Genomic DNA, 13,432 nt, shown 5'->3' with positions numbered 1-13,432 from the left:
GCCTGAAGATTGTCGCCCCAGTCCTGACTATCGCCGTAATCACTGTGGTCAAGCTCACATCAAAGTGTTGTCGTACTGTGATGATCCTGAAGCCTGAATCCGATTCGTAAGGGGGCTGCATAGATAGGCCCAGAGGCGAAGGCCGGTGAAGTAGGCTAGATGTATGAGTCAGCATTACAACGCGGATCGGGTTTCCCCACAAGGCGGCGAGGGAGAGCATGATCGACCGCTGTCCGTTTCGGCTCGGCTGGGGCGGCTTCAGTTCCACTACTCGGGCAAGTTCAGACTTTTGCAGCTGGCCGACGTCCAGGAGGGGCCTAAGGTCTCTTCGGACACAATCAGACTGATAGCCGCGGCCTGTGATGCAGCAAAGCCTGATCTGGTGGTCTTCTCGGGCAACCAGGTGGCCGGTTACGACACGGCCTATGAGCGCACCTTCCGTAAAAGGCGTTGGAGCACCCCCCTGGATGGCATCTACTCGGCTGGTCTGAGCATGGGCGGCGCCCTGGGACTTGGGGGAGCCTCCCTGAAGCGCTCCTCCAAGATTCAGGATGGCCAATCTGCTGCTGACCGCAGGGAGCTGAGTCGCAGGGAATCGGAGCATCAGGCGGACGACAGGGATGCCGAGCATGTACGTCGGCAGAACATCAAACACACCGAGGACCTGGTTCGCAGAACTGTTGGCCTGATCACAGGCCCACTGGTTGAGCGCGGGATTCCTTTCGTCGTCACTTATGGTAACCACGATTTCCAGTGCGGTCTGGACACGGATCAAATGGATGCCATCTATCGGGAGGTGCCCGGTTGCCTGAACCCGGAGGCTACGGTCGCCCACCCTGATCGGGTCCATGCGCTGATCGGATCGGCCCTGCCCTCCCAGACGGCCTTCGTCTGCGCTCCGGGCACCTTCGCGTTGCCTGTGGCGGATTGCGACGGTCACGGGGTGGTCATGGGCCTGGTTCTGGTGGACTCTGGTGACTATGCCCGTGCAGGCGGTTACGGCTCACCTTCGGCCCAGGCCCTGGATTTCCTGGCGGCTGCTCCTGACCTTCTGGGCAACCGATCCATAGTCTTCCAGCACATGCCCATTCCCCAGTTCTATGATCTGCTCAAGCCGGTGCCGGCCACCACAGCCTATGCGGTCCAGGGCTACCGGAGTTTCGACTCCCGCTGCTACATTCTGGACGAGTCGCGCACCTGCCCGGGCTCCTACTTGGGCGAAGGAGTCTCCTGTCCGGACGAGGACAGCGGCGAGTATGACCTGCTTACCCGGAACCGGGGCTATTTCGCCCTCTTCGCTGGGCATGACCACCGCAATGGCTTCGTCGGGCGCAGCGGTGAACTGACTCTGGGGGCTACGCCCACATGCGGATTCGGCTCCTACGGTCCGGTGCCCGGCAAGCGGGCGGCACGGCTCTTCGAATTCGACATCCGCCATCCCCATCATCCTCGCACCCAACTTTTGGAGTTCGGGCAGTTGGTGGGGCGGCCCGGATCCCACAAGGTCTACACCTTCGCCATGAGCCATGTGCCTACCTCTACTGGGGATGCAGTCAACCTCTTGCGTCGGCCTGGGTTCTTGGCTGGTGGTCTGACGGCCCTGGCAGGGCTGATCGCCTCCTGGGGCTCCACCCGACGGCGGTAAGGATGGCGATAAGGGCCAGGAATGCCCTCAGGCCCTACGACGGGTAGGGGATGAGGCTCGTAGCAGGGCTTCGGTCAGATATTTACCAGCGGCCATGACCAGGGGGGCGTAACGTCTTCCAGGTGTGGTGGACATACGGTTGACCGGCCCGGAGATGGAAATGGCGGCCATGACCTGCCCGGATCCGTTGCGGATGGGAGCCGAGATGGAACAGACCCCCTCTTCCCGCTCATTGATGGACTCTGCCCAGCCGCGTTTACGGACCGTGGCCAAGGTTGCTGCGTTGAACTTGGCGTGTCGCAGACCCTGATGGAGGCGTTCGGGTTCCTCCCAGGCCAGCAGGATCTGTGCCGCCGACCCGGCCTCCATGGACAGCAGGGCGCCTACGGGGATGGAGTCGCGCAGGCCGGAGGCGCGTTCCACCGCGGCGATGCAGACCCGGACCTCACCTTGGCGGCGGAAGATCTGGGCCGATTCGCCCGAACGGTTGAGCAGTGTATGCAGAATGGGTCCCGATGCGGTCAGCAGACGATCCTCGCCGGCGGCAGCGGCCAGTTCGGCGAAGCGGGATCCCAGAACGAAGCGGCCATGCACGTCCCGCAGAACGAAGCGGTGGCGCTCCAAGGCGATGGCCAGTCGGTGGGCGGTGGGGCGAGCCAACCCGGTTGCGTTGACCAGCTGTCCCAAGGTCATGGGTCCGGTCTCCAGGGTGTCCAGAATTCGCACCGTCTTGTCCAGAACGCCGACGCCCGAATGAATCTCCTCCTGATGCATGTTCGGATCATTTGCGGAGGGGTATCTGTCGTCGTCGTTCATAGAAAGCGTGTCCATGGTTGAATTATGCCATCTCAGTATATGAAATGCAAAAGTTCATAACGGTTGGGCAGTTCCATACTCGGTGGTAAGAGGCCGGCGGGGTGCCGATGAGGTTGGCGCCCCGGCCGGTCGTAGGCTTTCAGGAGGCGATATGGGACGCACAATGGCGGAAAAGGTCTGGACCGATCATTTGGTCAGAAAGGGCCAGGGAGGCGAACCCGATCTGATTTACATCGATCTGCAGCTCATGCACGAGGTGACCAGTCCACAGGCCTTCGAGGGTCTGCGCCTGGCAGGCCGGAAGATCCGTCACCTGGACCAGGTCATCGCCACTGAGGACCACAACACCCCTACCATCGACATCGATCGGCCCATCGCAGACAAGGTCTCGGCTCTGCAGATCTCCACCCTGGAGCGCAACTGCCGCGAGTTCGGAGTCCGTCTGCATCCATTGGGGGACGCGGATCAGGGCATTGTCCATGCTTTTGCACCCGTCCTGGGATTGACCCAGCCCGGCATGACCATCGTCTGCGGTGATTCGCATACCTCGACCCACGGGGCTTTCGGGGCCCTTGCTTTCGGTATCGGCACCTCCGAGGTGGAGCATGTTCTGGCCACCCAGACCCTGAGCCTGAAGCCTTTCAAAACCATGGCCATCACCGTCTGCGGTCAGCTCAAGCCCGGCGTGGGCGCCAAGGACGTCATCCTGGCCGTCATTGCCAAGATCGGCACGGGTGGCGGTCAAGGGCACGTTCTGGAGTACCGGGGCGACGCCATTCGACGCATGTCCATGGACGCGCGCATGACCATCTGCAACATGTCCATCGAGGCCGGGGCGAGGGCCGGGATGATCGCGCCGGATGAGACCACCTTCGCCTACTTGGAGGGCCGGCCGCACGCCCCCAAGGGAGCCATGTGGAATCAGGCCCTGGAGTACTGGCGAACCCTCCCCACCGATTCGGATGCAGTCTTCGACAAGGAGGTCATCCTGGATGCCGACCAGCTGACCCCTTACGTGACCTGGGGCACCAACCCCGGACAGGGTCTGCCCATAGGTGCTGATGTGCCTGTGCCAGAAAAGATCGCCGACCCGGCCAAGCGCCAGGCGGCCCAGGAGGCCATCGACTACATGGGTCTGAGGCCGGGGATGCCCATCCGGGACATCGCCGTGGACACCGTCTTCATCGGCTCCTGCACCAACGGGCGCATCGAGGATCTGCGCGCAGCAGCGGCCATCATGAAGGGGCACCACAAGGCCAAGAACCTGCATCGCGTCCTGGTGGTTCCGGCCTCTTCGCGAGTTCGCATTCAGGCCGAAAAGGAGGGGTTGGACCGTATCTTCGAGGACTTTGGAGCCGAATGGCGCAACGCCGGCTGCTCCATGTGCCTGGGAATGAACCCCGACCAACTGGTGCCGGGTGAGCGTTCCATTTCCACATCCAACCGCAACTTCCAGGGTCGTCAGGGCAAAGGCGGCAGGACGCATCTGGCCTCGCCCGAGGTGGCTGCAGCCACCGCCATAAGAGGGACCATTTGCTCCCCGGCCGATCTGTAGGCCTATCGAGCATTCGTCATCGTCATCGCCATCCAGCAGTCAGGAGGTCATCATGGAGCCACTTTCCGTTGTAACCGGGGTCGGGGTGCCCTTGCGCCGCTCCAACGTCGACACCGATCAGATCATCCCCGCCGTATTCCTGAAGCGGGTGAAGAAGACCGGCTTCGAGGATGCGCTCTTCTACGCCTGGCGAAGGGATCCGAATTTCGTGCTCAACCGACCCGAATATTCAGGTGCCCGCGTCCTGGTGGCCGGGCCGGACTTCGGCATCGGATCCTCGCGCGAGCACGCGGTCTGGGCACTGCGGGACTACGGCTTTCGGGTGGTCATCGCCCCCCGTTTCGCTGACATCTTCTATGGGAACACCGCCAAGAACGGGGTCCTGGCCGCCATCATGCCCCAGGAATCAGTGGAGTTGCTCTGGAAGCTCCTGGAGGAGGACCCCGGCACCGAGATGACCGTGGATCTGGGCGCTCGCACGGTCACCTGCGCGGATGTGACCCTGCCCTTCCAGGTAGACGACTACGTGCGATGGCGGCTCATGAACGGCTACGACGACATCGATCTGACCTTGCAGCACGAGGATGACATCCGTGCCTATGAGCGCATGCGGGCTGAGCGCTTCCCCTTCAAGCCGCGTACCCTACCGGCTCAGCACATGCCCGAAGAGCCGGTCACTTCAGCCAGAGAGGGCCAAATCGACTGGCCTGGGCCCCTGGCTGACCGCGGCATCATCTGACCGACGGGCCGTGCGCCCTCATATGAGAGTCCTCCGCTCCTTTTTCGCTTACCATGGAAATGACAGTCATTGGCCGACTGTGATCGGTTGGCGAGCAAAGAGGGGCGGTTATCATGAGGCACAGCAGCGGCGATGTGCACGACTGGGGCGTTCGACGGGCAGTGAATGCCCTTAGTGCTTTTGCTTTCATCTATGTGGCCATCGAGACCCTGGCAGGTCTATTGGGAGGCAAGGTGGTTCTGCCCGCCCTCTTCCCACATGCGTCCAAGGCGCAGCTCAACGGTCCTTTGTCGGACTGGACAGTGGTTATCGCCGTAGTGCTGGCCCTGCTGTTTGCCTTGATCAGTCAATGGCCGGTCATCGTAGGTCGTGAACGGCATGGCCAGGACCAGGTGCGTTGGGTTACTGCGCGCCGATTCAGCCTGCTGGCGTTGATTATCGCCCTGGCCTGCTTCTTCCTCAGTCAGTTGGTGGCCAGTGCGGCTAACTCTGGACTGAGCGCTATCCTGTCCGGCACAGGGCTGCATCCGCCGACCGCACCTGACGATGGCGGCGGCCTGGAAACGCCGATCATGCTCTTCTATGGCATTCTTCTGGGACCCTTTGCCGAGGAGTTGGTCTTTCGTGGTGTCATCATGAACGGCCTGCGCCGCTTTGGTCGAGTCTTCGCCATCATTACCTCTTCCCTGCTTTTCGGCTTCATGCATGGCTCCTTGGTCCAGGGTCTGTTTGGTTTCATTTCCGGCCTGGTTCTGGGCTATCTGGCCATGGAATATGGGCTGGTCTGGTCCCTGCTGGTGCACATGCTCAACAATGCCTTCTCTTCAGGTCTGCTGGCCAAGTACATGCCCCTGGCACCCGAGGTGGTTCGCATCGGCCTAGGCCTGCTTATGATCCTGGTGCTGTTGATCGGTGTCGTCGGGCTGCTGTTCAAGATCAGGACTCTCCGTGATTACTGCCGCGGCAATCGCGCTCCCAAGGGGATCTACGCTTCATGGAGGGCGCCCTGGTTCCTGCTCTTCTGCCTGGCATGCCTGCTGATGGCCCTGAGCGAATTCGTACCAGGGCTGGCCTGACCGGGCAGTCGATGTGCCGGCTCATTGTCGGGATTCTGTCGAGGAAGGGCGGGGTCGGGCTAGACTCGGATATGTAGTGTCATGATATGAACGCGGGGAAAGGTTCGTGTCGCTGGACGCCCTTGACGGTCGTACGGTAGTGCATGAAGGGGAAGGATCATCGACGGATGAGGGATGATGAGGATCGCGACAGCGGCAGCGAGTCTGCCGATGCCCAAAGCGATCAGGGGCGCTGGAAAGTGTCGCGCTCCTCTATCGCCCTCATGACTGCAAGCCACAGTGCCAGCAAGGACTACGCACGCCACTGGGATTATGAGGAAGGGTCCATCGACCTGCCGCCTTTGAGCTTGCCGGGGGAGGCCGTGGATGATGGCTTGGCCTATCCGGGACGAATAGCCCATAGGAAGACTGCGCTGCTGAATGATGACGGATCTGGCGGCAAGGGTGCCAGGCCAGTCGGTGAACGACCCTCCGTGCTTCCCGGATCCTATGATTTTTTGACCTCGGTCACTGTGGCCAATCAACCGGAAGTCCCCACATTTCCTCCGGCAGACCTGCCATCTGACGGGCATACTGGAAAGGATTCCGGCCAGGAGCCATCCCCGCGGCGCGTGGTGGCTCGCCGAGAGCTGGAGGATTCCAAGGCCGCAGAGATCTCGTCACAGCCGAAGCAGCCTGCGGCCAAAGTTGTCTGGTCCTGGACCAAGCCTGAGGTGGACAATGGTCCGGTCTTCTCTTGGAATATGCGCAAGCGTCGTAAGCCGTCCGCAGGGGCCCGCGCAGGCAAATCCGCAGCTTCCATAGCCAAGACCACATCTGTTTCCGCATCCTCTGTAAAGGCTGTCGATTCCACCGTTCCGGCACCTTCCAAGATTGAGCAGAAGTCTTCCAAAGCTTCTGTTCCTGCTGCTTCTGCAGTTGAACCAGTCGGAACCAAGACAGTGGCCAAGGCTGGGGCATCTTCGGCTTCCGGCTATGAGGATTCGATGTCTGCGAAACCGAATCCGGGGGTCTCTGCGCCTACAACCTCTGTTCATACGTCAGCAAACCCCGTGGTATTCGCCGACCGACCGGTTGTTGTCAGTCATTCAGATGTCGACCGGGATTCCTCGGTAACTGGTTCATCGGCTCCAGGGCAGAGCAATGCTGTGTCGCAAACTGTGGCCAGCGAAGCCGATCATCAGGGGCGTCGGGTCTGTTCGACTCCACGTGTAGTTGCCCAGTCTGCTGCAGTCGCCGGTGACGGCACCGGTGGTCGCGTCGTTTCGTCAAAGGCTATTGGCGGACAAGGGACGGCGCTCGCGCAGAAAGATCATGTCGGTCAGCCCTTGCAGACCGGCCAAGAAGGCATTGCCGTTCAGACTGCCCCCTCTAAATCTTCAGAGGCTGTGAACGCATCTCCAGGGACGCAGTCGGTCGTCCAGTTTGCCTCTTCGCCCACATCCGTATCCTCTCCAGGCGCTTCTGTGGCCCTTGCCGCCAAGGCTGCAGAGGCTGCTGCAGCTGCCGTGGCCGCCAAGACCGAGTCCGCCGAGACTGGGGACGCCGCGAAGAACGCAACCAAACCGACACGTTCTTCGCGTGGTCCTCGCAAACGTGTTGGTGGCCTTCATCTCGGTCTTTTCGCCAGAGGTCAGGAAGGGAGCGACGGAGCCCGTCGGTCGTCCAAGCGGCGTTCTGCTCAAAACCGTACCCGTACTTCAGTGGAGGCGGCAGCGCCCAGGGTCGTTTCCAATGCTTCGGAAGGACCCGGCGCAGGAGCAAGCCGACCGGTACCGGCCAATTCGCAGTCGATTGTTGCTCCAAGTGAACTTGACGCTGTCACGCCATCTGCTGCAATTGCGGCTCAGGCCCAGCCCCAGGCTCAGTCGCAGACGGCTAAGCCCGCTGCGCAAAAGTCCACCACCTACACAGCCAGTTCGGGGGTACTCCACGCCGTCAATGGCCAGGCTGCCTTCGCTTTTGTCTATCTGGCCATATCGGTTCTGGTGCTCATGGTCGGTTCGGGGATGATCCTGCCAGTCATCATGGAGCAGGTCAAGGATCCCAGATCCATCGCCTTCCTGTCCGATGGAATAACCCTCCTGTCGGTTCTGCTGGCGTTGACATATGCCTGCATCTCAGAGTGGAGCGTTATTCGAGGTAAGGATCAGCGAGGGCGGGACGCTGTCCACTGGCGAACAGACAGAAGAATGACGCTGGCGGCTCTGCTGGCTCTTGTAGCGGTGCTCCTGCTTGGCCAGGGGATGGTTCATGAACTGAACAAGTTCTTCAACCACTTCTGCCTGCTTCTGCACATCCCCTCCCTGGCCTCGCGCAGCCTGCTGGTCACCGGCGCTTCCTCGCCGACGATGGCCCTGTACGCTCTTCTGGTGGTTCCTCTGGCTGAGGAGCTGGTTTTCCGTGGCGTCATTCTCAACGGGTTGCGTCGGTATGGCCGGGTCTTTGCCATCCTGACCGCATCCCTGCTCTGCGCCCTGCTCCAGTGTGATCCGGTCTCTGGGCTTTGGATCTTCCTGCTGGGGCTGGCTCTGGGCTACTGCTCCCTGGAGTATGGTCTGATCTGGGCCATCGGGGCCCGCGTGGTCGGCGATCTGCTCTTCAGCGGCCTGCCCAACCGTTATCTGATGAGCGCCCCGAGAACTGCTCGTCTGTCGATTTTGGCAGTGGCACTGGTCTTGGTCCTGGCTGGGTTGGTCATGTTCTTCCTGCACCGCGCCAGTCTTTTGGACTACCGACGGCGTTATCGGGCCCCTAGGGGAACATACGTTTCCTGGAGGCAGCCCTGGTTCCTGCTCTATTTGCTGCTCTGCCTGCTGCTGACAGTCTTCAAGTTCGTACCCGGTCTGCTCTAGCGCATAACGCATTGGGTCTGCCGGTGGTGGCGTAGACTTGGACAAGCTGGAGGACAATGCCGGATGGCCAAACCTGCAGAGGATCATGAAAGGGCATGGTGACATGGGGCAGACAGCGACTGCGGCCGACGCGCCAGGGACTGGGCAGACTCATAAGCCCAGACGAGGTGCGGCGGATCGCGCATGGATGAGTGCGGCCAGGGGAATGCTCAACCGTCAGGCCGCCCTGCTGTTGGTCTACCTGCTTATCACCAACAGCGTCGGCCTTCTGTTCGGTGTTCTGGCTCAGATGGAGTGGAATGCCGTTTTCGATCCAGTGCCTGCCCACTCGGGTTTTATATATGTGATTAGCCATGTCGACAAGGAGTATGCGGGCATCATCAATCTGATCTCCGCCTGCACAGGCCTCTGTTTCCTGGTCTTCACTCGGCGTCGGCAGATCTGCGATTCCGGCCCTATGGGCATATTCCACACTGATCTGCATCCCATGACCTGGCAGGTTTTGCTGGGGTGCTTTGCGCTGACGCTGACAGGGCAGACCCTGGCCGGCTGGTATCAGTCAGGCATGGACTGGACCACGGCGCAGTTGGGAGTGCAGCAGTCCTGGACCACGACTGAGCAGATTCAGCAGGCCTCGGGTACCATACCCATGTTCATTTACGTCAGCCTGCTGGCCCCCGTCATCGAGGAGCTGGTCTTCAGAGGTGCCATCCTGCACGCGCTGAAGCCTTACGGCCATGTCTTCGCCATCGTCACCTCCGCTGTCATGTTCGGCTTCTTCCACGGCGATCTGGGCCAGGGGTTCTTTGCTTTCATCATGGGTCTGCTCCTGGGCTATCTGGCCTGCGAATACTCCATCTTCTGGTCCATGGCCCTGCACGTGTTCAACAATCTGGTCGTCAGCGACGGGCTGCAACTCCTGCTCGGGTTTATGAGCGACAACATGTCCTCCTACGTCAACGTGCTCATGATGCTGGTAGGCATGCTGGCAGCCGTGCTGGTCCTCTACCTGGACCGCCATCGGATTATCGCGTTTCTGCAGGAAAACCGCACGTATTCGAACGTCTATGGTGCCTGGGCTTGCCCATTCTTCGTCATGTTCCTGCTGATCATGGGCTTCACGATGCTGACCCCCTTCGTTTCAGCAGGCGCCTGATCAGCATCTGACTGGGTGGACGCTCTATGCCCGAGGCGACAATTCACGGTGTCCCCACACCCCCTGTGGCAGACTTGCAATAAGGGCCGATGTTGTGCCAAAGCCCGGCTCTGAGCGGATACGAGAAAGAAGCCGATAAATGCCCAAGGTGAATACACAGGATGATGTACTGCATGTGGTGGGCGGCAGGCCCCTGCATGGCACCATACAGGTCCGTGGGGCCAAGAACTTCGTCAGCAAGGCCATGGTTGCCGCCCTGCTGGCTCCTGGTGTATCAGTGCTCAAGAACGTGCCTGAAATCCGCGACGTCCAGGTGGTCTCCGACCTGCTGAGGCTGCATGGTGTCAAGGTGGATGTCCGTCCACAGGAGGGCGTAGTCACCATTGATGCCAGCCATGTGGAGCTGGCCGACGTGGCCGATGTGGACACCCTGTCGGGCTCTTCCCGCATACCCATCCTCTTCTCCGGGCCGCTTCTGCATCGGATGGGAGAGGCTTTCATTCCCGTGCTTGGCGGCTGCCGCATCGGCAGCAGGCCCATTGACTTCCATCTGGAGACCCTGCGCAAACTGGGGGCCAATGTCGACAAGGAGCATGAGGCCGGCATCCACATCACAGCGCCAGACGGGTTGCATGGAGCCAAGATTCACCTGCCCTACCCCTCGGTGGGTGCGACGGAGCAGACCCTGCTGGCGGCTGTCCTGGCTGAGGGGCGTACTGAGCTGTCAGGGGCGGCTACTGAGCCCGAGATTATGGACCTGGTGGCGGTTCTGCAGAAGATGGGCGCGCAGATTTCCGTGGACGTGGATCGAACCATCCGCATCGAGGGTGTGCCCTCCCTGAAGGGCTTCACCCATACCTCCCTGCCCGACCGAATCGAAGCCGCCTCCTGGGCCTCCGCCGCCCTGGCTACCCATGGCGACATCATGGTCAAGGGCGCCCACCAGCCTGACATGATGACCTACCTGAACGTCTTCCGCAAGATCGGCGGCCAGTTTGATGTGCGCGACGACGGCATCCGCTTCTGGCATCCGGGTGGCGACCTGCGCCCCGTGGCCATCGAGACCGACGTGCACCCCGGGTTCATGACTGATTGGCAGCAGCCCCTGGTGGTGGCCCTGACCCAGGCCAAGGGTCTTTCCATCGTTCATGAGACCGTCTACGAGAATCGTTTCGGCTTCACCGAGCCGCTGATTCAGATGGGTGCCACCATCCAACTCTATAAGGAGTGCCTGGGATCTCTGCCCTGCCGCTTCCAGCAGCGCAACTTCAACCACTCGGCAGTCATCTTCGGCCCCACCCCGTTGACCGGCCAGGACATCGATGTGCCCGACCTGCGTGGCGGCTTCAGCCACCTGATTGCCGCGCTGACGGCATCCGGCCCCTCCAACGTTCACGGCATCTCCCTGATTGACCGCGGCTACGAGGACTTCCGCGACAAGCTACTGGCCCTGGACGCGCAGATCGACTGATCCGGCAGGTATAGATGGCTTCCAAAGGTAAACCCTCCCCTCGGTCCGCTGTGCCAGCCCTGCCCGATCAGCAGGTGGCCCTGCTGGCTCAGAGGCACAGGTTGGTGGATCCGACTCGCTATTATCCCACTGGTCACCGCACGCCGGACCTAGACGAGATAGACGGTCAGCATCCGGTGGGAACCACCCGTTTGCTATGGGGGGTCTCCCAGGTGGTGCGAGACTCCTGCCGGGTCTATGCCTGGGGGCTGGAGCGGGTGCCGCAGACCGGCCCCTTCATCACTGCCGCCACCCACGTGACCCAGTTCGACGTTTTCATTCCTATGATGGCCCTTTTTCACCAAGGTCGTCGTCCCCGCTATATGGCAAAGGCCGAGATGGCCCATTGGCCCCTGATCGGCAGCTGGTTCCGCATGGTCGGCATGCAGCCGGTGGAGCGCAAGTCCGGTAAGGCCAGGTCGATTGAGGAGGAGTCGATCAGCATCATTACCTCGGGCAGGCCTTTGACCATCTGGCCTGAAGGGACTGTGACCCGTGACCCTTTGAAGTGGCCCATGTCGCTCAAGCCCGGGGTCGGATTCATCGCCTTAGAGGCCTCGCGGCAGCTGGGTCGCATGGTTCCTCTGTACCCCAGCATCACCTGGGGGGCGGCTTCGATCAATCACAAGTGGCCCTGGCCGCGGAAGAACGTGGTCATGTGCTATGACAGGCTCCTTGACTATTCCGACCTACTGGAAGACATGGATCAATGGGGTGCGGAACCACCCAAGCAGTCCGTGCATGCCCTCTGTGTCCGCCTGCGAAACCGGATGGAGGAGGTCATGGCTGAGATTCGTGGCGAGGAGCCCCCGGCGGCTGGATACTTCGATTATGTGACCATGACTCGTCGGCCCAGAAGCGAGCAATAAGGCCGGAACGCACCTCCAATTCCCCCTGCCTGGCGGCGGTGTCATAGGATGGTAGAGATAAGAATGAGGCTGCTAGTCGGCGTTCCCGTGCGCACGGCATTATGCAAAGGAGAATGATGACGAAGATCGCGGTATTGGGAGCAGGCGCATGGGGGACCGCTTTTGCCCAGGTATTGGCCGACGCAGGCAATCAGGTGGTCATGTGGGACATCGATCTGGATGTCGTGGACGAAATCAACAGTAAGCATTCGAATACCCGCCGCCTACCGACTGTGGAGAAGCTGCCCGATACCATCATCGCTGAGGGTGATCGGTCCAAGGCCGTCTCGGGGGCTGAAATCGTTGTCGTGGCCATTGCCGCTCAGCATGCATGTGAGGCTTTGACTGAATTCAAGGGTCTGCTGGGTCATGATGCCATTGCTGTTTCTCTGATGAAGGGGATTGAACGGGGTACGGACAGGCGGATGGACCAGGTGGTCTGCCAGACGCTGGATTTGGATTCAACCAGGTTCGCAGCCGTCTCAGGCCCCAACCTGAGCAAGGAGGTGGCCGCCCGCGAGCCGAGCGCCACAGTGGTCGCCAGCGCTAATCCAGATGCCGCCATGAGAGTGGCCCGTGCCTGTACGACCGACTATTTCAAGGCCTTCGTCTCGGACGATGTGATCGGCCTGGAAATGTGCGGGTCGTTGAAGAACGTCACTGCACTGGCTGTTGGGATGTCACGGGGGGCGGGATTCGGGGAGAACACGGCTGCCATGATCCAAGCCAGGGGGCTGGCTGAGCTCACCGCCCTGGGGGAGGCCTGCGGGGCCAAGTCCAAAACCTTCGCCGGTCTTGCCGGGGTAGGCGACCTGGTGGCCACCTGTGGATCGTCCCTGAGCAGGAACTACACTTTTGGCTTTAACTTGGGTCAGGGCAAAAGTATTGAGGAAGCCACTCGCGTCAGCAAGGGTGTTGCTGAGGGCGTGCCTACCACCGATGCTGTCGTCGCCCTGGGTAAGCGCTACCAGGTGGCGACCCCGCTGGCTACGGCCATGAGCCATGTACTGGATCAGGGTCTGAGCTGCCGGGGGATGATTGACGAGCTGTTCGGCGGACAGATTACTACAGAGTGAGTCTGGCGACAGTCGGAAAATTCTGAAGGCTATAGGTGTGCGAAGACTGTGAAGCGGGCGCTATCAACCTTTTGCTCGGCAATGAACGGTTTCCCG

10 protein-coding genes are annotated in these 13,432 nt (G+C 60.9%); 9 read left to right on the top strand and 1 reads right to left on the bottom strand.

Going from position 1 to position 13,432, the window contains the following annotated elements; genetic code table 11:
- Nucleotides 1–163 precede the first annotated feature (163 nt).
- Entirely contained in the window at nucleotides 164–1,645 is a 1,482-nt protein-coding gene (locus tag ACUIAF_RS04935; protein WP_445337948.1) for a serine/threonine protein phosphatase, read from the top strand.
- Nucleotides 1,646–1,672: 27 nt separating this feature from the next.
- Here ACUIAF_RS04935 and ACUIAF_RS04930 read toward each other — a convergent pair whose 3' ends face one another.
- Nucleotides 1,673–2,461 carry an IclR family transcriptional regulator gene (locus ACUIAF_RS04930; RefSeq protein ID WP_110416810.1) on the bottom strand — a complete coding sequence of 263 codons (789 nt, stop codon included), beginning with the start codon at nucleotides 2,459–2,461 and terminating at the stop codon, nucleotides 1,673–1,675.
- Nucleotides 2,462–2,612: 151 nt separating this feature from the next.
- Between ACUIAF_RS04930 and leuC the strand changes: the two genes are divergently transcribed.
- From leuC to ACUIAF_RS04890, 8 genes are all read left to right on the top strand, one after another.
- Nucleotides 2,613–4,016, top strand: coding sequence for a 3-isopropylmalate dehydratase large subunit (gene leuC / locus ACUIAF_RS04925; protein ID WP_445337946.1), 1,404 nt, complete (start codon nucleotides 2,613–2,615; stop codon nucleotides 4,014–4,016).
- A 52-nt stretch (nucleotides 4,017–4,068) separates the two neighbouring features.
- Entirely contained in the window at nucleotides 4,069–4,755 is a 687-nt protein-coding gene (gene leuD, locus ACUIAF_RS04920) for a 3-isopropylmalate dehydratase small subunit (protein ID WP_015021334.1), read from the top strand.
- 113 nt (nucleotides 4,756–4,868) lie between these two features.
- Nucleotides 4,869–5,831, top strand: a complete 963-nt coding sequence (locus tag ACUIAF_RS04915) for a CPBP family intramembrane glutamic endopeptidase (RefSeq protein WP_015021335.1) — start codon at nucleotides 4,869–4,871, stop codon at nucleotides 5,829–5,831.
- Between the two features lie 167 nt (nucleotides 5,832–5,998).
- On the top strand, nucleotides 5,999–8,686 hold the full coding sequence (locus tag ACUIAF_RS04910; RefSeq protein WP_445337943.1) for a CPBP family glutamic-type intramembrane protease: 2,688 nt from the start codon (nucleotides 5,999–6,001) through the stop codon (nucleotides 8,684–8,686).
- Nucleotides 8,687–8,789: 103 nt separating this feature from the next.
- Nucleotides 8,790–9,842 carry a CPBP family intramembrane glutamic endopeptidase gene (locus ACUIAF_RS04905; protein WP_181415544.1) on the top strand — a complete coding sequence of 351 codons (1,053 nt, stop codon included), beginning with the start codon at nucleotides 8,790–8,792 and terminating at the stop codon, nucleotides 9,840–9,842.
- Between the two features lie 139 nt (nucleotides 9,843–9,981).
- Nucleotides 9,982–11,313 carry a UDP-N-acetylglucosamine 1-carboxyvinyltransferase gene (murA, locus tag ACUIAF_RS04900; RefSeq protein WP_198203642.1) on the top strand — a complete coding sequence of 444 codons (1,332 nt, stop codon included), beginning with the start codon at nucleotides 9,982–9,984 and terminating at the stop codon, nucleotides 11,311–11,313.
- Between the two features lie 14 nt (nucleotides 11,314–11,327).
- Nucleotides 11,328–12,221 carry a lysophospholipid acyltransferase family protein gene (locus tag ACUIAF_RS04895; protein ID WP_445337941.1) on the top strand — a complete coding sequence of 298 codons (894 nt, stop codon included), beginning with the start codon at nucleotides 11,328–11,330 and terminating at the stop codon, nucleotides 12,219–12,221.
- A 113-nt stretch (nucleotides 12,222–12,334) separates the two neighbouring features.
- Complete coding sequence (locus tag ACUIAF_RS04890) at nucleotides 12,335–13,336, top strand: NAD(P)H-dependent glycerol-3-phosphate dehydrogenase (protein ID WP_198203644.1); 1,002 nt, start codon at nucleotides 12,335–12,337, stop codon at nucleotides 13,334–13,336.
- Nucleotides 13,337–13,432: the final 96 nt, after the last annotated feature.

Source organism: Bifidobacterium sp. ESL0822, from assembly GCF_052606675.1.
The sequence above is the reverse complement of the archived record's forward strand: the minus strand, read 5'-3'. Positions and strand labels throughout refer to the sequence as shown.

What these genes read in the sequence shown, in the direction of transcription:
- leuC (WP_445337946.1), top strand. Translation starts at nt 2,613, where the DNA reads ATGGGACGCACAATGGCGGAAAAGGTCTGGACCGATCATTTGGTCAGA.
- ACUIAF_RS04905 (WP_181415544.1), top strand. Translation starts at nt 8,790, where the DNA reads ATGGGGCAGACAGCGACTGCGGCCGACGCGCCAGGGACTGGGCAGACT.
- leuD (WP_015021334.1), top strand. Translation starts at nt 4,069, where the DNA reads ATGGAGCCACTTTCCGTTGTAACCGGGGTCGGGGTGCCCTTGCGCCGC.
- ACUIAF_RS04910 (WP_445337943.1), top strand. Translation starts at nt 5,999, where the DNA reads ATGAGGGATGATGAGGATCGCGACAGCGGCAGCGAGTCTGCCGATGCC.
- ACUIAF_RS04935 (WP_445337948.1), top strand. Translation starts at nt 164, where the DNA reads ATGAGTCAGCATTACAACGCGGATCGGGTTTCCCCACAAGGCGGCGAG.
- ACUIAF_RS04915 (WP_015021335.1), top strand. Translation starts at nt 4,869, where the DNA reads ATGAGGCACAGCAGCGGCGATGTGCACGACTGGGGCGTTCGACGGGCA.
- ACUIAF_RS04895 (WP_445337941.1), top strand. Translation starts at nt 11,328, where the DNA reads ATGGCTTCCAAAGGTAAACCCTCCCCTCGGTCCGCTGTGCCAGCCCTG.
- murA (WP_198203642.1), top strand. Translation starts at nt 9,982, where the DNA reads ATGCCCAAGGTGAATACACAGGATGATGTACTGCATGTGGTGGGCGGC.
- ACUIAF_RS04890 (WP_198203644.1), top strand. Translation starts at nt 12,335, where the DNA reads ATGATGACGAAGATCGCGGTATTGGGAGCAGGCGCATGGGGGACCGCT.
- ACUIAF_RS04930 (WP_110416810.1), bottom strand. Translation starts at nt 2,461, where the DNA reads ATGAACGACGACGACAGATACCCCTCCGCAAATGATCCGAACATGCAT.